The organism is Agrobacterium sp. MA01 (assembly GCF_009650195.1).
Lineage (GTDB): Bacteria > Pseudomonadota > Alphaproteobacteria > Rhizobiales > Rhizobiaceae > Allorhizobium.
The window spans coordinates 2,813,567-2,830,202 of record NZ_CP045854.1 but is presented as its reverse complement, the minus strand read 5'-3'; the positions used below and the strand labels follow the sequence as shown (position 1 = coordinate 2,830,202).

The 16,636-nt window shown below is 63.2% G+C and carries 16 protein-coding genes; 9 read left to right on the top strand and 7 right to left on the bottom strand.

The window, feature by feature from the left end:
• Positions 1 to 63 precede the first annotated feature (63 nt).
• Positions 64 to 1,047 (top strand): N-acetyl-D-Glu racemase DgcA, encoded by a 984-nt coding sequence (gene dgcA / locus GH983_RS13715; RefSeq protein WP_153762679.1) that lies wholly within the window; start codon positions 64 to 66, stop codon positions 1,045 to 1,047.
• 201 nt (positions 1,048 to 1,248) lie between these two features.
• Here the strand turns inward: dgcA and GH983_RS13710 are convergent, their stop codons facing one another.
• Complete coding sequence (locus GH983_RS13710) at positions 1,249 to 1,938, bottom strand: hypothetical protein (RefSeq protein ID WP_153762678.1); 690 nt, start codon at positions 1,936 to 1,938, stop codon at positions 1,249 to 1,251.
• A gap of 185 nt (positions 1,939 to 2,123) precedes the next feature.
• Here GH983_RS13710 and GH983_RS13705 point away from each other — a divergent pair, with 185 nt between their 5' ends.
• Positions 2,124 to 2,894: an HpcH/HpaI aldolase/citrate lyase family protein gene (locus GH983_RS13705; protein ID WP_153762677.1), complete on the top strand. Its 771-nt coding sequence runs from the start codon at positions 2,124 to 2,126 to the stop codon at positions 2,892 to 2,894.
• A gap of 33 nt (positions 2,895 to 2,927) precedes the next feature.
• Positions 2,928 to 3,920 (top strand): Ldh family oxidoreductase, encoded by a 993-nt coding sequence (locus GH983_RS13700; RefSeq protein ID WP_153762676.1) that lies wholly within the window; start codon positions 2,928 to 2,930, stop codon positions 3,918 to 3,920.
• A gap of 20 nt (positions 3,921 to 3,940) precedes the next feature.
• On the opposite strand, the gene GH983_RS13695 is transcribed toward GH983_RS13700, so the two are convergent.
• Both GH983_RS13695 and GH983_RS13690 read right to left on the bottom strand, forming a co-directional pair.
• Positions 3,941 to 5,278: a sigma-54 dependent transcriptional regulator gene (locus GH983_RS13695; RefSeq protein ID WP_153762675.1), complete on the bottom strand. Its 1,338-nt coding sequence runs from the start codon at positions 5,276 to 5,278 to the stop codon at positions 3,941 to 3,943.
• Complete coding sequence (locus tag GH983_RS13690; protein WP_246727564.1) at positions 5,275 to 7,107, bottom strand: ATP-binding protein; 1,833 nt, start codon at positions 7,105 to 7,107, stop codon at positions 5,275 to 5,277. The genes GH983_RS13695 and GH983_RS13690 overlap by 4 nt, the downstream gene beginning before the upstream one ends.
• A gap of 260 nt (positions 7,108 to 7,367) precedes the next feature.
• Here GH983_RS13690 and GH983_RS13685 point away from each other — a divergent pair, with 260 nt between their 5' ends.
• Positions 7,368 to 8,699, top strand: a complete 1,332-nt coding sequence (locus GH983_RS13685) for a dicarboxylate/amino acid:cation symporter (protein ID WP_150127506.1) — start codon at positions 7,368 to 7,370, stop codon at positions 8,697 to 8,699.
• A gap of 80 nt (positions 8,700 to 8,779) precedes the next feature.
• Here the strand turns inward: GH983_RS13685 and GH983_RS13680 are convergent, their stop codons facing one another.
• The gene (locus tag GH983_RS13680) at positions 8,780 to 9,088 is read right to left on the bottom strand and encodes a ribbon-helix-helix domain-containing protein (RefSeq protein ID WP_054148520.1); all 309 of its coding nucleotides are present in this window, start codon (positions 9,086 to 9,088) and stop codon (positions 8,780 to 8,782) included.
• A gap of 232 nt (positions 9,089 to 9,320) precedes the next feature.
• Here GH983_RS13680 and GH983_RS13675 point away from each other — a divergent pair, with 232 nt between their 5' ends.
• The 3 genes from GH983_RS13675 (at position 9,321) to GH983_RS13665 (ending at position 12,043) form a co-directional block, all read left to right on the top strand.
• On the top strand, positions 9,321 to 9,716 hold the full coding sequence (locus tag GH983_RS13675; RefSeq protein WP_153762674.1) for a VOC family protein: 396 nt from the start codon (positions 9,321 to 9,323) through the stop codon (positions 9,714 to 9,716).
• A 123-nt stretch (positions 9,717 to 9,839) separates the two neighbouring features.
• Positions 9,840 to 10,370 (top strand): twin-arginine translocation signal domain-containing protein, encoded by a 531-nt coding sequence (locus tag GH983_RS13670; RefSeq protein WP_153762673.1) that lies wholly within the window; start codon positions 9,840 to 9,842, stop codon positions 10,368 to 10,370.
• Positions 10,371 to 10,471: 101 nt separating this feature from the next.
• Positions 10,472 to 12,043: a GMC family oxidoreductase gene (locus GH983_RS13665; protein ID WP_153762672.1), complete on the top strand. Its 1,572-nt coding sequence runs from the start codon at positions 10,472 to 10,474 to the stop codon at positions 12,041 to 12,043.
• 77 nt (positions 12,044 to 12,120) lie between these two features.
• Here the strand turns inward: GH983_RS13665 and GH983_RS13660 are convergent, their stop codons facing one another.
• The 3 genes from GH983_RS13660 to GH983_RS13650 all read right to left on the bottom strand — a co-directional run bounded on the left by GH983_RS13660 (position 12,121) and on the right by GH983_RS13650 (position 14,360).
• Positions 12,121 to 13,323 (bottom strand): ceramide glucosyltransferase, encoded by a 1,203-nt coding sequence (locus GH983_RS13660; protein ID WP_153762671.1) that lies wholly within the window; start codon positions 13,321 to 13,323, stop codon positions 12,121 to 12,123.
• 81 nt (positions 13,324 to 13,404) lie between these two features.
• Positions 13,405 to 14,004 (bottom strand): DedA family protein, encoded by a 600-nt coding sequence (locus tag GH983_RS13655; RefSeq protein ID WP_054148322.1) that lies wholly within the window; start codon positions 14,002 to 14,004, stop codon positions 13,405 to 13,407.
• Positions 14,001 to 14,360: a hypothetical protein gene (locus GH983_RS13650; RefSeq protein ID WP_069043510.1), complete on the bottom strand. Its 360-nt coding sequence runs from the start codon at positions 14,358 to 14,360 to the stop codon at positions 14,001 to 14,003. The genes GH983_RS13655 and GH983_RS13650 overlap by 4 nt, the downstream gene beginning before the upstream one ends.
• A gap of 98 nt (positions 14,361 to 14,458) precedes the next feature.
• Here GH983_RS13650 and ung point away from each other — a divergent pair, with 98 nt between their 5' ends.
• Both ung and GH983_RS13640 read left to right on the top strand, forming a co-directional pair.
• Positions 14,459 to 15,151 (top strand): uracil-DNA glycosylase, encoded by a 693-nt coding sequence (gene ung / locus GH983_RS13645; RefSeq protein WP_054148324.1) that lies wholly within the window; start codon positions 14,459 to 14,461, stop codon positions 15,149 to 15,151.
• A 155-nt stretch (positions 15,152 to 15,306) separates the two neighbouring features.
• Positions 15,307 to 16,581 carry an FAD-binding oxidoreductase gene (locus tag GH983_RS13640; RefSeq protein WP_054148325.1) on the top strand — a complete coding sequence of 425 codons (1,275 nt, stop codon included), beginning with the start codon at positions 15,307 to 15,309 and terminating at the stop codon, positions 16,579 to 16,581.
• Positions 16,582 to 16,636: the final 55 nt, after the last annotated feature.

Sequence of the window (16,636 nt, the reverse complement as noted above, 5' to 3'; positions counted from 1 at the left end):
AAGGATTGCTTCTTCGTGCAAGAGCAGCGATTCGCGGGGATTGCCCGCAGGGAGGTCTTGAGAATGCCCGTCCAGATGACCGTCACGCCCGAGAGCTTCCCGATTGCCGGCAGCTTCACGATTTCGCGCGGTTCGAAGACCGAGGCGAAGGTGGTCACGGTGCGGCTGACGGATGGCGCGCATGCGGGCCAGGGCGAATGCGTGCCCTATGCGCGTTATGGCGAGACGGTGGAGAGCGTTGTCGAGTTGCTCACGGCGCTGGTGCCGGAGGTGGCGCAAGGTCTCGACCGTGCCGGGCTGCAGAGCCGGCTGAAGCCGGGGGCGGCGCGCAATGCGCTGGACTGCGCGTTTTGGGATCTGGAGGCCAAGCGGGCGGGTCTCTCGGTCTGGCAACTTCTCAAGTTACAAGAGCCAAAGCCGCTATCGGTCACCTACACGCTGTCGCTCGGTAGCCCAGAGAGCATGCAGGCGGCGGCGGAGAAGGAGGCGGCGCGACCGCTCTTGAAGGTCAAGCTCGGCGGCGAGGGTGATGTGGAACGCATTCGGGCTGTCAGGGCGGGCGCGCCGACGTCTGCCGTCATCGTCGATGCCAATGAGGGCTGGAGCCTGGATCAATACAAGGCGCTGGCGCCTGTCTTTCTGGATCTCGGTGTGCAGCTGGTCGAGCAGCCGTTCCCGGCTGGTTCTGATGATGCGCTTCTCGGGCTCGACCGCGTGCTGCCGGTCTGTGCTGACGAGAGCTGCCATGACACGGCGTCGCTCGCCTTGCTGAAGGGCAAGTATGACGCGGTCAATATCAAGCTCGACAAGACGGGCGGGCTGACGGAAGCGCTTCTGATGCGCGATGCGGCGGTGGAAGCCGGTTTCGAGATCATGGTCGGCTGCATGGTCGGCACATCGCTTGCCATGGCCCCGGCTTTTCTGATCGGGCAAGGGGCGGCCTTTGTCGACCTTGACGGGCCGCTGCTTCTGGCGCGGGACCGTGAGCCGGGCATTGCCTATGACGGCGCGGTGATGCCGCTGCCGCCGCGTGGGTTGTGGGGCTAGGCCAGAAGAGAGTCCCCTCCCAAACTCTCCCCACAAGGGGGAGGGCTTAACCCGGCCGCGCCGTCTGCGCCTCAAATCGCCCTCTTTGCCATCGGCTGAAGGTTCTTTGCGCTCAAGCTGGCAGAAGGGCATCCGGGGGTCCTCTCCCCCCTTGTGGGGGAGATGGCCGGCAGGCCAGAGGGGGTCTGTTGGCGTGTCGGCTCAGCTCTTCGGAGCCAACGGTCCGTTCTTCGCCATCCAAATCACATGCTTCTTGCCGCGACCGGTTCTCCCCGCGCGGACGGGAATCTCCTCCACGCCATAGCCGCAATCCTTCAAGCGGCGCGTGAAGTGCTGATCTGGCCCCTGCGACCAGACGCCGAGCACACCGCCTCGGGTGAGGGCCGACTTGGATTTGCGTAACCCGTCATGGGAATAGAGGCCGTCGTTCGCTTCGCGCGTGAGGCCATCGGGTCCGTTGTCGACATCGAGCAGGATGGCGTCGAAGATACCCCTGGATTTGGCGATCAGTGCGCCGACATCGCCAACGTGAATTGCCACACGCGGGTCGTCGAGGCTGCCGGCATAGATCTCGGCCATGGGTCCGCGTGCCCAGTCGACGACGGCGGGCACGAGCTCGGCGACGGTGACCTTTGCATCCTGAGGAAGCACGCCAAGGGCGGCGCGAAGCGTGAAGCCCATGCCGAGCCCGCCGATCAGGATATGTGGGCGCTTGTGGGTCGCGATCCGCTCGAAGGCCAGAGTGGCCAGCGCTTCCTCGGAGCCGCTAAGGCGGCTGTTCATCAGCTCGTTGGTGCCGAGCATGATGGAGAATTCCGTGCCGCGGCTCTTCAAGCGCAATTCGCCGCCGCCGGGTATCTTGGCCGTGTCGAGCTGGATCCAGGGGAGCATGGGTCAATTCCTGCGCTTGAAGGTTCGGCTGCCCGTATCACGACGGGACGGCCGGCTTCAACTGTGGCCGCCAATCGCCGTCCGTACCAAAGGTGTTTGATTGGCCCTTGCGGTTTGCGTCCGCCAGAGCGCATCTTGCGCCTCGAACACATCGTGTCGACACGTCCTGCAGTTGGAGAATGCCCATGCCCGCCCCCAAGAATGCCTTCAAGGCTGCTCTCTACGAAACCAACGAACTGCTTGTCGGTTTCTGGGTGGCGCTGGCGAGCCCGCATGTTGCGGAAGTCTGTGCCGGGGCTGGCTTCGACTGGATTCTCATCGATGGCGAGCATGGACCCAATGACATCCCGCTGATGGCGGCGCAACTCGCCGCCGTCGCGCGGCATCCGGCCCATCCGGTCGTACGGCTGCCGGTCGGCGAAAGCTGGCTGATCAAGCAGGCGCTCGATATCGGCGCGCAGACGCTTATGATCCCGATGGTCGAGACGAGGCAAGAGGCAGACCGCCTGGCCAAGGCCCTGCGTTATCCGCCGGAGGGCATCCGCGGCATGGGCGCGAGCCTGGGCCGCGCCTCCGATTTCGGCCGTATTGCAGATTATGCGGAGACGGCGAATGCCGAGGTCTGCCTGATCGCGCAGATCGAAAGCCGTCTCGGTGTCGAGAACGCCGATACCATCATTGCGACGCCGGGTGTGGATGCGATCCTCATCGGACCGGCCGACCTTGCGGCCGACATGGGCCATCGCGGGAATCCCACGCATCCAGAGGTCATGCAGGCCGTCGAAACCGTGATCGGCAAGGGTGTTGCTGCCGGCAAGCCGGTCGGCATCATGTCCGGCGATCCGGCCATGCTCGCGATGGCGCGCAAGGCCGGCATCCGGTTCTTTGCCTGCTCCACGGATGTCAGCCTGCTTTCCGCTGCCGCCACCAACCTCGCAGCGTCGATGCGCGGCTGATCCTGTTTCCCGCGACATGCACATGGACATCCGATGAAGCTCACACTTGTAGAAGCCGAGGCGCTTGTGGTCGACGCCCTTGGCCGTTCTGGCGTGGATGAAGCCAATGCGCGATCCGTGGCCCGCGCGCTTGTGGCCGCCGAAGCCGCCGGACAAGGCGGTCACGGCTTGCGCCGGGTCGAGGCCTATAGTTCCCAGGCGCGGGCCGGCAAGGTGGATGGCTTAGCCAAGCCGCAGGCGTCGCGACCAAGGCCGGGCGTGCTGACCATCGATGCGATGAACGGCTACGCCTATCCGGCGCTCGATCTTGCCGTCGAGATGTTGCCCGGCATCGCGCGCGAGCAGGGTATTGCGATCGCCACCATTCACCGCTCGCACCATGCCGGGGTCATGGGGCTGACGGTCGCGCGTTTTGCAGAGCGCGGGCTGGCGGCGCTGATGTTTGCCAATGCCCCGGCCTCCATGGCGCCCTGGGGCGGCAACAAGGCGCTTTACGGCACCAACCCCATCGCCTTTGCCGTGCCGATCGAGAATGGAGATCCCATTGTCGTCGATCTGGCGCTGTCCAAGGTGGCGCGCGGCAAGATCATGGCGGCGCGGCAGAAGGGGGAGGCCATCCCCGACGATTGGGCCTTTGATGCCGATGGCCAGCCGACGACGGACGCCAACCGTGCGATGGACGGTTTCATGGCGCCGCTTGGCGGTGCCAAGGGAGCAGCGCTTGCGATGATGGTCGAGATTCTCTCGGCGGGCCTGATTGGCGCGAACTATGCCTTCGAGGCCTCGTCCCTGTTCGACGACAAGGGGCCGCCCGTGGCGCTCGGCCAGACGATCATCGCCATCGATCCAACGGCGACAGGTGGGCCCGGCGTCTTCTCTCGCCTGGCGCTGCTGGCGGATGAAATCGGGGCGCAGGAAGGCGCGCGCATTCCAGGACGGCGAGGCCAGGATCTGGCTCGTGCCGCCGAGATCGACGGCATCGTGATCGACGACGAGGTCGTCGCGGCCATCCGGGCGATCGCCTGACGGGAAATTACGATCTCCAGCTATTCGTAATCGGCGCGGTTGATGCCGTGGCGTTGGAGCTTGTCGTAAAAGGTCTTGCGGGGAATGCCGAGCGTCTCGAGCGTCGAACGCACGTCGCCCTTGTTTGCGATCAGTGCCTCGCGGATCAGCTCGGCCTCGTGTCGTTCCATTTGCTCGGGCAGGGTGAGGCCCGGTGTGGCTGACCCTGACGCCTGTTTCGGCGGCGGCGTAATCCCGAGCACGACCCGCTCGGCAAAATGCGAGAGTTCGCGGACATTGCCCGGCCAGCAGTGGGTCTCCAGATGACGGCGCACCTCGGTCGTCATGACGGGTATGTCGCGGCGGAAGCGTTCGGCGGCGCGGGTGGCGAAGTGGGCGAAGAGCAGCGGGATATCGGCGCGGCGTTCGCGCAGTGGCGGGATGGAGATCGTCACGACGTTCAGGCGATAATAGAGGTCTTCGCGGAACTCGCCGCGCTCGGCCGGATTGCCGAGATCGAGTTTGGCGGCGGCGACGACGCGCAGGTCGACGGGCCTCAACTCGTTGGTGCCGAGCGGGCTTACCTCGCGCATTTCCAGAACCCGCAGCATCTTCACCTGGGTGGAGAGCGGCATGCTCTCGATCTCGTCGAGAAACAGCGTGCCGCCGCTTGCATGTTCGATGCGGCCGACGCGCTTCTTCTGCGCGCCGGTAAAGGCGCCGGCCTCTTGGCCGAAGAGCTCGCTTTCGATCACCGTCTCGGGCAGGGCGCCGCAATTCAGCGCGACGAAGTTGCCTTTGGTGCGCCGGCTCCAGCGATGCAGGAGGGTTGCCACCACTTCCTTGCCGCTGCCGGTTTCGCCCGCGATCAGCACATCGACATCGGTGTCGGCGATCTGGCGCAGCGTCTGGCGCAGATGCTCCATGGCCGGCGTCTGGCCGATCAGCGGCAGATCGTCGGGCGTCGCGGTTCCCGCCTCGCGCAGACGGCGGTTTTCCAGGACCAGCCGGCGCTTCTCGGCGGCACGGGCGACGCTCTGGACGAGCCGCTCGGCGGGGAAGGGCTTGGCGATGAAGTCATAGGCGCCGTCATGCAGCGCGCGCACGGCCATGTCGACATCGCCATGGCCTGTGATCAGCAGGACCGGCAGATCCGGGTCGAGGCTGCGGATACGGGCGAAGAGTTCCAGCCCGTCCATGCCGGCCATGCGGATGTCCGTGATGACAACTGCCTCGCTTTCCCGCGAAAGCTGGGCGAGCGCCTGGGCTGCCGCACCGAAGTCGTGCACGGCATAACCGGCAAGCTCCAGGGTCTGGCGGGTGGCGCGGCGTAAAGCCTGGTCGTCGTCGACGAGGATGATCTCGATGCCGCTGCTCATGCCCGTGCCCTCGTGAGAGTGATGGTGAAGGTGGTGCCCGCCGCGCTCGTCTCGACCGAAAGCCGTCCGCCGTATTCAGTGACGATGTCACGGGCGATCACGAGGCCCAGGCCGAGCCCTGCCTCCTTGGAGGTGGTGAAAGGTATGAACAGGTTGTCCCTAACGTGAGCCGGCAGGCCGGGGCCAGTATCGCTGATCGCAAGATCGACCTCGTCGTCGGAGAGGCGCGCAATCCCGACGCGGATATCGCCATCCGCTTTGCCTTCAATGGCTTCAAGCGCATTCTGCAGGAGATTGATCAGCACCTGTTCTAGGCGGATGCGCTGGCCAAGCACTTTGAGATCGGCAGGGATGTCACTGATGGTGAGGCGATCGAAGCTGCCAGCAAAGCGGCTCTTCAACAGGAAGAGGGCCCCGTCGATCGCAGCCTTCAGTTCGACGGGTTCGGCGGCCTGCCGGCCCTTGCGGGCAAGCCCCTTCAATTCGCCGGTGATCGCGCCGATGCGGTCGGTGAGCTCTGCGATCAGACCAAGATTCTCTTTTGCCGTCTCTGCCTTGCCGCGAGCGAGGAAGGTTTTCGCATTGTCTGCATAGGCGCGGATGGTGGCGACCGGCTGGTTGATCTCATGCGCCACGCCGGCTGCGACCTGGCCGAGGATCGCCAGACGGTTGGCCTGGACGAGATCCTGCTGTACGCCCTGGAGGCGGGTGTCGGTTGCCCTGTGTTCGGCGATCTCGGCCTCAAGGCGGTCGCGGGCTTCGGTGAGTTCTACCGTGCGCAGGGTCACCTGACGTTCAAGTTCCGCCTGCGCGGCCTTCGCCTCTGCTGTGCGGCGGGCAGCGCGACCGCTGCGATACAGGAAAAAGCCAGCCGCGGCGAGCAAGGGCAGGCCAAGCGCGACCGCCGTGGTGCGCCCGTGCAAGGTGCCGGCATCCATCGCTGCTGCGGCGGGTGCCAGCAGATGCAAGGTCCAAGGCGTTCCGGGCACCGGCAGGGTCTCGGCGACATGCGGCTGGCGCGGACGCGCACCGGAGGCGTCGGTCGCCACCATCGTGTGTCCGTCAAGGTCGAAGAGCGACCAGATCGGGACTGGCAAAAGCGGGGCTTCGCCAAATTGCAGGCTGTCGCGGATTGCCAGTCGATCTTGCTGGGGGATGTCGGTGATGGTGAAAAAACGCCAGTCCGGACGGCTGGTGATCAGCACGATGCCTCTTGTGTCGGTGACATAGGTTGGACGCCCGGACCGCTGCCAGTCCTGCTCCAGCGCGTTGAACTCGACCTTGACGACCACGACGCCCAGCGGCTTACCGGCAGCGTCATCGACGCGGCGGGAGAGGTAGAGCCCCGGCCTGCGGCTGACATTGCCCAGCGCATATTGTTCGGCTGTGCCGTTCGCCATCGCCTCGGTGAAGTATTCGCGGAAGGCATAGTTGCTGCCGACGAAGCTGTCGGGCTGACGGAAGTTGCTGGCGGCGATCGTCAATCCCTCGGTGTTGACGACATAGATCACGGATGCGCCGGTTCCCGAGGTGAGGGCCTCCAGCTTTTCGTTCAGGCGGTTGACGCTGTCGGGGCCGGGTGCCTGCAATGTGTCGGCCAGTTCGGTGTCCGTGCCCAGCACGAAGGGCAGGGTGCGTGAGCGGTCGAGCACGGCAATCAGCAATGCGCGCTTCAGCTCGGCATCGGTCTGCGCGTCCTCTGCGACGGCGTCCAGCGCCAGGATCTTGCCCTTCTCGCCGGCGTAGAACAATGCGAGGCCTGACAGCAGAACTGCCACAACGGCACAGATGAGCCAGAGTGTGCGACTTGAGCTTCGAAAGGGCGGCATCACGTATGTTGGTCCTGATAGGATGTGCGGTAGATCGCATCCTAGCATATCGAAGCTGTGCGGAATACCGCACGTCGTGATGTGATGAATCAAGTCTGTATGCGAATAAAATTCAATCCTATCAGCGTTTTAGATCCGTTTCCTCGGTCTGGCACGCGCCTTGCTAACCTTTCTTCCAAGCGGCCGCGCCGCTCCCAGTCAGTTAAGCCACCGCCCGGGAGGCCGGAACTCGTTCCGTCAGGGCGACCATGGAGGAAAACATGCATATCGATACCGCAGAGCACGCGCCCGTGGGCCGGCAGCCCTTCTATAAGCTTCTCTATGTTCAGGTTCTCGCCGCGATCGTCGCTGGCATCCTGCTCGGCCATTTCTATCCCGAGATCGGCGCACAGTTGAAGCCGCTGGGTGACGCCTTCATCAAGCTGGTCAAGATGATCATTGCGCCGGTAATCTTCCTGACTGTCGCCACCGGCATTGCCGGCATGAGCGACATGAAGAAGGTCGGTCGCGTTGCCGGGAAGGCGATGCTCTACTTCTTCACCTTCTCGACGCTGGCGCTTGTCGTCGGCCTCGTCGTTGCCAATGTCGTGCAGCCGGGTGCGGGCATGCATATCGATCCGGCTACGCTCGATGCGGCGGCTGTGGCGACCTATACGGAGAAGGCGCATGACTCGTCGATCACAGGCTTCCTGATGAACATCATCCCGACGACGATCGTTGGGGCCTTTGCCGATGGCGACATCCTGCAGGTGTTGTTCTTCTCGATCCTGTTCGGTATTTCGCTGGCGCTTGTCGGCGAGCGCGGCAAGCCGGTCACCGACTTCCTGCAGGCGGTCATCGCGCCAGTCTTCAAGCTTGTCGCCATCCTGATGAAGGCCGCACCAATCGGTGCCTTCGGCGCCATGGCGTTCACCATCGGCAAATATGGCATCGGCTCGGTCACCAATCTCGCCATGCTGATCGGCACCTTCTACCTCACGTCCTTCCTGTTCGTGGCGGTGATCCTCGGTGCTGTCTGCCGTTACAACGGCTTCTCGATCCTGGCGCTCATCCGCTACATCAAGGAAGAGCTGCTGCTCGTTCTCGGGACGTCGTCTTCGGAAGCTGCCCTTCCGGGCCTGATGAACAAGATGGAAAAGGCTGGCTGCAAGCGCTCGGTCGTCGGCCTCGTCATCCCGACCGGCTATTCCTTCAACCTCGACGGCACGAATATCTACATGACGCTGGCGGCGCTCTTCATTGCCCAGGCGACCGATATCCATCTGCCGCTCGGCGACCAGATCCTGCTGCTGGCCGTTGCCATGCTGAGCTCGAAGGGCGCGGCCGGCATCACAGGTGCTGGCTTCATTACCCTCGCGGCCACTCTGTCCGTCGTTCCCGCCGTTCCGGTCGCGGGCATGGCGTTGATCCTCGGCATCGACCGCTTCATGTCGGAATGCCGGGCGCTCACCAACTTCATCGGCAATGCGGTGGCAACCGTCGTCGTCGCGCGCTGGGAAGGTGAACTCGACCAGACGCTCTTCCATGCAGCCCTCGGTGGCAAGGTTCTCGAAGAGGACGACATCCAGCCGGCACTTCAGCCGGCTGAATAATACTTCCGCGCCGACCCAAGACGGCGATCGGAACTGAAGCGCGGCCCGGCTATCTGTCGGGCCGCGCTTTTTGTTTGCCTCTACTCGGCGGCGATGATGTGGAATTCGGGCGGCTGTGCCGGGTTCTGCGCCTTGCTCATCAGGTAGATCAGACAGCTCGTCCGAAGCAGGGATGCAAAGTTCGACACCGAGCCGTTGATCTGCAGCGCTTCGTCGTAAAGCGTCGACAGGAAGCGGGATGTCGAGAAATTCTGGCTGGCGGCGATCTCGTCGATCAGCACCCAGAAGGCGGCTTCAAGCTGGATGCTGGTGGAATGACCACCAATGCGGACGGAGCGGTTGACCGCGCGATAGCGGCCCGGGTCCTGTCCTGCGAAGACTTCACACATGGCATGCTCCTCCCTGATATCAGTTTTTTCGTTCTTCAGTGTTTTGAGCATTATGTTGCGCGCCGGCGCTTCGGTCAATTTCCGTCTTTTCTAAACTGCCACGCCCGGGTGCGAAGAATGAACACATCTTTCGGCGAAAATAATCGGCTGCGGTAATGGGCTGCTACCAGCCTTCCGGCAAATCGCGACATTCTGCAAACATGACATTTGTCAGCATGCGAGGAGCAGCCCATTGGCGAAAATGATCCATTCGATGATCCGTGTCCTTGAAGAGGTCCGATCCGTTTCCTTCTACGTCCAGGCATTCGGTCTGGAAGTCGCAGAACGTCTCGATTTCGAGACCTTCACCCTGATCTATCTCAGCAATCCTGAGAGCGAGTTCGAGCTTGAACTCACGGTCAACAAGGGTCGCGAGGAGGCCTATGAGCTCGGGACCGGCTACGGCCATCTTGCCGTCAGCGTCACGGACCTCGACGCCGAACACAAGCGGTTGACGGATCTCAGCCTTAACCCGGGCAAGATCGTCGAGTTCAACCGCGACGGGGCGCTGCTTGCCCGCTTCTTCTTCATCACCGATCCCGATGGCTACAAGATCGAAGTCCTGCAGCGGCACGGACGGTACAAATGATCGTATGGCCGGGGGAAGAGGAGCCCTCGGTCGTATGTTTTCGCAGCCGGCGGGCGCGGCAGCGCGCCTTCCAAGGGTGACGGTAAAACGCCGTTGCGCATCATCTCATGGGAGGAGAATGACGTGGTTACGATACTCGACAAGACCGGGGGCATGTCCCGTCGCCAGCTTCTGAAGACCGGTGCGGCGAGTGCCGTGCTGATGGTCACCGGGACTGCGGTGATCTGTCCCGACCAGGCCTGGGGCCTGGAGGCGACTGCCCTGAAGCCGGACACGCTCGCGACGCTCATCAAGATGGCGCGCGACATCTACCCGCATGACCAGCTCGCCGAGCGCTTCTATGCGGCAGCCGTCAAGGGGCAGGACACGATGGCTGCTAAGGACGAGAAGCACAAGGCGCTGATCGAAGACGGCATCGCCGATCTCGACAAGCGCGCGGGTGCCGGTGGCTATCGCGGCCTCGGTTGGGAAGATGACCGCGTGGCGATCCTGCGCGACATCGAGACGACGCCGTTCTTCCAGGCTGTGCGTGGCGACCTTGTGGTCAGCCTCTATAACCAGAAGGAGATCTGGCCGATCTTCGGCTACGAGGGCGAGTCCTATTCCAAGGGCGGCTATATCGAGCGCGGGTTCGACGACATCACCTGGCTCTGAGCTTAACCCTAGGACAAGCATTCATCGTCGCCGGAAGGAGGCCCATCGCGGATGGGAACGGCGGCGCTTACCCAAATTGACCGATTTCCCGGGAGGAAAACATGGCAGCGCCCTATGATCTCAACGACGACAGCGTGGTCGTCATTATCGGTTCCGGTGCAGGCGGCGGCACGCTTGCCAACGAGCTTGCCCAGAAGGGCATCGACGTGGTCGTGCTCGAAGCCGGCGCCCGTATCGAATACGAGGATTTCATCAATGACGAATGGGAGAGCTTTTCTCAGCTCGCCTGGCTCGACAACCGCACGACCGGTGGCGGCTGGCGGGTGTCGAAGGACTTCCCCAACCTGCCGGCCTGGATCGTCAAGGCGGTCGGCGGCACCACCACCCACTGGGCGGGTGCCTCGCTGCGTATCCAGGAGCACGAGTTCAAGACGCTGACCCATTACGGCAAGGTCGAGGGCGCCAACCTCCTCGATTGGCCGATCACACTCGCCGATCTCGAGCCTTACTATGCCAAGGCCGAAGACAAGATGGGCGTCACCCGTACCAATGGGATCGAGGGCCTGCCCGGCAACAACAACTTCAAGATCCTGAAGGCCGGTGCCGACAAGCACGGCTACAAGAACTGTCACACCGGCAACATGGCGATCAATTCGGCCGATCGCGATGACCGCATGAGCTGTCAGCAGACAGGCTTCTGCTTTCAGGGCTGTAAATGGGGCGCGAAGTGGTCGACGCTCTACACGGAAATCCCGAAGGGCGAGGCGACCGGCAAGCTCGAAGTCCGGCCGAACTCGCATGTCGTCAAGATCGAGCATGATGACACGGGCAAGGTGACCGCCGTTGTCTATGCCGACAAGGATGGCAATCTGCAAAGCCAGAAGGCGCGCATCATCTGCGTTGCCGGCAATTCGATCGAAAGCCCGCGCCTGCTGCTCAACTCTGCTTCGTCGAAGTTCCCGGATGGCCTCGCCAACTCCTCCGGCCAGGTCGGCAAGAACTACATGCGTCATACGACCGGCTCGGTCTATGCCGTCTTCGACAAGCCGGTGCATTTCTATCGCGGCACGACCATGGCCGGGATCATCCAGGACGAGGCACGTCACGATCCGTCACGCGGCTTCGTCGGTGGCTATGAGCTCGAGACGCTGGCGCTCGGCGTGCCCTTCATGGCGGCCTTCCTCGATCCGGGTGGCTGGGGTCGCTCGTTTGCCTCGGCCATGGACCAGTATGCCAATATGGCGGGTCTCTGGATCGTCGGCGAGGACATGCCGCAGGAGCAGAATGCGGTGAAGCTGCATGGCGAGCTGAAGGACAAATACGGCATGCCGATCCCGGACGTCTGGTTCACCGACCATCCGAACGACGAGGCGATGCGCAATCACGCCTACAAGCAGGGCGTGGCCCTCTATGAGGCAGTTGGGGCAACCCGTGCCTTCCCGACGCCGCCCTATCCGTCGACCCACAATCTCGGCACCAACCGCATGAGCGAGAAGGCCCAGGATGGTGTCGTCAACAAGTGGGGCCAGACACACGACATCAGCAACCTTTTCGTCTCCGATGGCAGCCAGTTCACCACCGGAGCGGCCGAAAATCCGACCCTAACGATCGTCTCTCTTGCGATCCGCCAGGCGGATTACATCGCCGAACAGATGGGCCAAGGCACGATCTGAGAGGCGGAACTACCTCCCTCTTGCGGGCAGCGATCGCGACGAGCGGTCCTGCCCGCTTTTTCGTGGGGAGAAGAGCCTTAGTGGCTTCGGGCCGCAACCAGAGCGCGGGCTTTCTCGCGTGCCTTGTTGCGGGTGCGGACAACGGCCTCGCGGATGCGTGCGCTGCGGCTGTTGTCGTTGTCGGCGACAGTCATCGCATTGCCGCGCCATTCGAAACCGCTGCCGAACCAGGCGGCGACAAAGAGAGCCGGCAAAAGCAGATCACGGGCGAGCATCGCGGGCAGGATGCGCCAGCTGCTTGGCCAGCCATAGCCTCGAGCGAGCAGCACTTCTGCGCCATACCAGGCGGCAAGATAGGCGAGCGGGGCGAAAAGCGGCAGTGTACCTGTCGCCGCGAGCGCAATCATGGCTGCCGTCGGCAGGGCTGCGCCTGTCAGGATTTCCGGCAGGAAATAGAGCGGGAAAGAGGCTCGGCGCAGGCGCGCCCACCGCAGCTGTCGCTTCCAGACGGCGGCGATGTCCCGCTTGCCGAGCGGCTGCGGGAATGGCTCGTGAACGATGCGGACCTTGAGGCCCGCAGTGCGGATCAGCAGTGTTGCGGCGGCATCCTCGGCGACTTCGTCGCCCAGTCGCTGGAAACCGCCGAGCTGCGTCATCACGTGACGGTTGAAGAGCATCGATTTGCCCTGGGCAAAGCCAAAGCCACAGGCGTCGGCGAAGAGCTGCCAGCGGGCCTGGAAACTGTTGAGCCAGGCGCTTTCGAGAAGGGCGCCAGCGTTCTCCGGCTCGGTTCCCGCCGGTGGCGAGCAGACGAGGCCGGTCCCGCTGTCCCAGCGGGCGATCATGCGCTCGATGGTGTCTGCTGGCATCAGCACGTTGCTGTCGGTCATGACGATCCAGTCATGGCGGGCGGAGCGCCAGCCCTTGACCACGTTGTTCAGCTTGGGATTGGCGCTGAAGGGGTCTTCGCCAACGAGAAGTGTCGATGGGACGTCGGGATGCTCCGCCATCAGGCGACGGGCGAGGGCGGCAGCCGGATCGTCTGCTCTTGCGACACAAAAAAGGATTTCATAGGTCGGCCAATCGAGCCGGAAGGAGGATGCGAGGCAGCGCTCGAGATTGTTTTCCAGTCCGCAGATCGGGCGGATGAGGGTGACCGGCGGGCGCGGCGTCGGCGCAGCCTCTCGGCTTCGGTGGCGCAGCTTGACGGAGAGGACGATGGCGATGCTTGCAAGCTGGGCGAGAAGCGCGATCGCGGCAAACCAGATCAGAAAAGTCATGGCGAGTCTCCGGATTTTGGTATCCGGATAGCACCGCTGTGTGACAGTTCGGCGAAGCCTCACCGGGTTCGCTATGTGGCTTCAGTCCTTGCTGCGCAGAGCGCGAAGCAGTTTGAAACCCAGGAATGCGGCAACGGCACCGGCCGCCAGGAAGCCGCTGATGCTGCCGCTGATTTCGGCGATCTCCGTGACGCTCTCGCTGAAGGCCGCTCCGAGACCGGTATAGAGACCGACCCAGACCATCTCTCCAAGGAGGCCTGCCAGCGTGAAGCGGGCCCAGGAAAAGCCTGAGGCTCCGGCCAAAAGGTTCAGATAGGGGCCGAGCGGGGAAAGCAGCCAGCGGGTGAGAAAGACGGCGACAGTCCCGCGTGCATCCATCTCGTGCTGCGCCCGTTCTATCGCTTTGCGGCGTGCCGGCTCGCGGCTGACGATCGGGACGAGGCGCTGTCCGGCGAGGCGGCCAAGCATGTAGCCGATCTGGTCTCCCGCCACGGCCGAGGCGAGTGCCACGGCAATGACATAGGCCAGCGTGAAGTCTCCGGCGGCCGCCAATGCGCCCATCAGCATCATGACGATCGAGGCGGGCAGGGGCGCGCCGAGGCAACTGATGCCGACGACCAGCGCAAGCAGCAACAGGCCATACGACGGCAGCGATGCGAGCAGCGTCTCGGTCAGGGTCATCTCGGAGGCACCTGCCGGCGCAGTTCGGCAAGGGAGGCCTCTATCTCGGCCTTGAACTCTTCGAAGTCCTGGCCACGCTCTTCTGCCAATCGCTCCAGCGAGGGGCGCGGGCCATCCTTTGGCGGCGGTGGCAGATCAAGGTCGCGGGCGAGCTTCTCGACCGGCACATGCCAGGAATGGGCGACATAGCCGATCGTCATCCAGGGTTCAGGCGGAAGGTCCTGGCGGGCGGGGTCGTTCCAGTAGGTCACGAAGAAAATCGTTCGCCCGGCGAAGAAGATTGCGAGCGCCATCGCCAGCAGGAATGCCGATGTCAGAATGCGCTGGCGGCGCCAGAGTTTCAGGAATGACTTCACGGTTCTCTTGTGTGCTCAGGTCGGGTTGAGGTTGACAGGTCCGGTTGCCGGCTCTCTATCGTCACGAAGCATGTAAGCGAGAACGAGGAGCGGCGGCAATGGCGGAGGTGGGTGTCCGGCTCGAAGACAGCTGGAAAGCGGTGCTGGGAGACGAGTTCGCGCAGCCCTACATGCGCAATCTCAAGGATTTCCTGAGGGCAGAAAAGGCGGCTGGCAAGCAGATCTTCCCCAAGGGTGCGGAGTATTTCCGGGCGCTTGATCTGACCCCGCTCGACGAAGTCCGGGTGGTGATCCTCGGCCAGGATCCCTATCACGGGGCGGGGCAGGCGCATGGGTTGTGCTTCAGCGTCAAACCCGGCGTGCGCATCCCGCCCTCGCTCGTCAACATCTACAAGGAGCTGCAGAGCGACCTCGGCATTGCGCCAGCGCGGCACGGCTTCCTGGAGCACTGGGCGCAACAGGGTGTGCTGCTTCTCAACAGCGTGCTGACGGTCGAGGAGGCGCGGGCGGCCTCGCATCAGGGGCAAGGCTGGGAGCGGTTTACCGATGCGGTGATCCGCGCTGTTAACGAGGATTGCGAGCATGTCGTCTTCATGCTGTGGGGCTCCTACGCGCAGAAGAAGGCTGCCTTTGTCGATGGGTCCCGCCATCTGATCTTGAAGGCGCCGCATCCCTCGCCGCTTTCAGCACATAACGGTTTCTTCGGCTGCCGGCATTTTTCGCAAGCCAATGATTATCTTCTCTCCAAGGGCAGAAACGCGATTGATTGGCAGTTGCCCAGCGAAGCATGAGGCGGGATCCTGGATGCCCTTATCGAAACCTGCTTAAGTAAGTAAATCGTCATTCTACCGAGCGAACAAAATACAGCCTGACGTTTATTGTGTGCTTTATTGGGGCGGGGCAGATTGCTCGACGATTTTTCCAGTCGTTTTCAGGTCTCACCTTTATGCAGTCCGCAATTCCGGTTTCGTCCGTTTGGCGACGGCCCGTTTCGCCGCTTCTTTGTCGCTGTGAAGAGGGCGATCTCGACCTTGTTGTCATTGGTGCCGGGTATCAGGGTCTTTCGACAGCACTGCATGCGGCCCGCGCCGGGCTTTCGGTTCAGGTCATCGAAGCCGGCGGGATCGGTGACGGTGCATCCGGGGTGAATGGCGGCCAGGTGATCCCGGGACTGAAGCAGGATCCGGAAACGCTGTTTGCGCTTTTCGGTGAAGAGACCGGCCGAAGGCTGATCGAGTTTTCGGCGGGGACGGCAGATCTTGTCTTCGATCTCATCGCCCGCGAGGGGCTCGATGTCGAGCATACGCGCTCCGGCTGGATCCAGGCGGCGCATACCGAGACCGCCATGCAGGCGGCCGCTCAGCGCAATCGGCAATGGCGGGCTCAAGGGGCGGATGTGGCGCTTCTCAATTCGGCAGAGATTGCGCTCCTGACCGGTGCCGAAGGTTATCGCGGCGGTTTTCTCGACCGTCGCGCCGGTGTCGTCAATCCGCTGGCGCTCGTGCATGAACTGGCGCGTGTCGCGACGGAAGCCGGCGCGGCGCTTGTTCTGAATGATGCCGCCATGTCGCTGCAGAGGGACGGAGCGTTCTGGCAAATCACAACGCAATCCGGCCGCTCGTTCCGGGCGCCGAAAGTCCTTGTCGCGACCAACGCCTATTCCGAGGGGCTGGTGCCGAACCTTGCCCAGAGCCTCGTCTGGCTGCATTCCTTCCAGATTGCCACGCAGCCGCTACCGCCGGATTTCGATTTCGTCCTGCCAAGCGGACAGGCGGTGTCAGACAGCCGGCGGATCCTCGTCTACTATCGCCGCAGCGCAGACGGTCGTCTGGTTCTCGGTGGACGGGGGCCGATGCGCGTACCGCAATCGACAGACGATTGGCTGCATCTGGAGCGGGCCACGCTTCGGCTCTTTCCCATGCTTGGCTCCGTGCGGATCGAGCAGCGCTGGTTCGGTCGTGTCGCGATGACGCCCGACCATCTGCCGCATCTCCATGAGCCCCATCCGGGGCTTCTGATGGCGGTCGGCTGCCAGGGGCGCGGCATTGGGCTGATGGTGGCGCTCGGTCGGGCTCTCGCGCGGTATCTGGCCGAGGGCAGCCGGGAGGCCCTGCCACTGCCGATCACGCCCGTGGTACCCATTCCGCTGCATCGCTTCCGACGTCTCGGTGTCGCTGCCCATCTTGCCTGGTATAGATTGCTCGATGGACTGGAACGCTGATCCCCGCATTGAGGTTGGGGAAAGCCTGATCACGCCGTTTTGGATGCTTGCCGTG

Bases quoted from the DNA above. Each gene is read 5' to 3' on its own strand.
- GH983_RS13690 (WP_246727564.1), bottom strand. From the start codon at position 7,107: ATGCCGCCCTTTCGAAGCTCAAGTCGCACACTCTGGCTCATCTGTGCC.
- GH983_RS13700 (WP_153762676.1), top strand. From the start codon at position 2,928: ATGAAGCTCACACTTGTAGAAGCCGAGGCGCTTGTGGTCGACGCCCTT.
- GH983_RS13665 (WP_153762672.1), top strand. From the start codon at position 10,472: ATGGCAGCGCCCTATGATCTCAACGACGACAGCGTGGTCGTCATTATC.
- GH983_RS13655 (WP_054148322.1), bottom strand. From the start codon at position 14,004: ATGACCCTGACCGAGACGCTGCTCGCATCGCTGCCGTCGTATGGCCTG.
- GH983_RS13680 (WP_054148520.1), bottom strand. From the start codon at position 9,088: ATGTGTGAAGTCTTCGCAGGACAGGACCCGGGCCGCTATCGCGCGGTC.
- dgcA (WP_153762679.1), top strand. From the start codon at position 64: ATGCCCGTCCAGATGACCGTCACGCCCGAGAGCTTCCCGATTGCCGGC.
- GH983_RS13640 (WP_054148325.1), top strand. From the start codon at position 15,307: ATGCAGTCCGCAATTCCGGTTTCGTCCGTTTGGCGACGGCCCGTTTCG.
- GH983_RS13695 (WP_153762675.1), bottom strand. From the start codon at position 5,278: ATGAGCAGCGGCATCGAGATCATCCTCGTCGACGACGACCAGGCTTTA.
- GH983_RS13685 (WP_150127506.1), top strand. From the start codon at position 7,368: ATGCATATCGATACCGCAGAGCACGCGCCCGTGGGCCGGCAGCCCTTC.
- GH983_RS13660 (WP_153762671.1), bottom strand. From the start codon at position 13,323: ATGACTTTTCTGATCTGGTTTGCCGCGATCGCGCTTCTCGCCCAGCTT.
- GH983_RS13710 (WP_153762678.1), bottom strand. From the start codon at position 1,938: ATGCTCCCCTGGATCCAGCTCGACACGGCCAAGATACCCGGCGGCGGC.
- GH983_RS13705 (WP_153762677.1), top strand. From the start codon at position 2,124: ATGCCCGCCCCCAAGAATGCCTTCAAGGCTGCTCTCTACGAAACCAAC.
- ung (WP_054148324.1), top strand. From the start codon at position 14,459: ATGGCGGAGGTGGGTGTCCGGCTCGAAGACAGCTGGAAAGCGGTGCTG.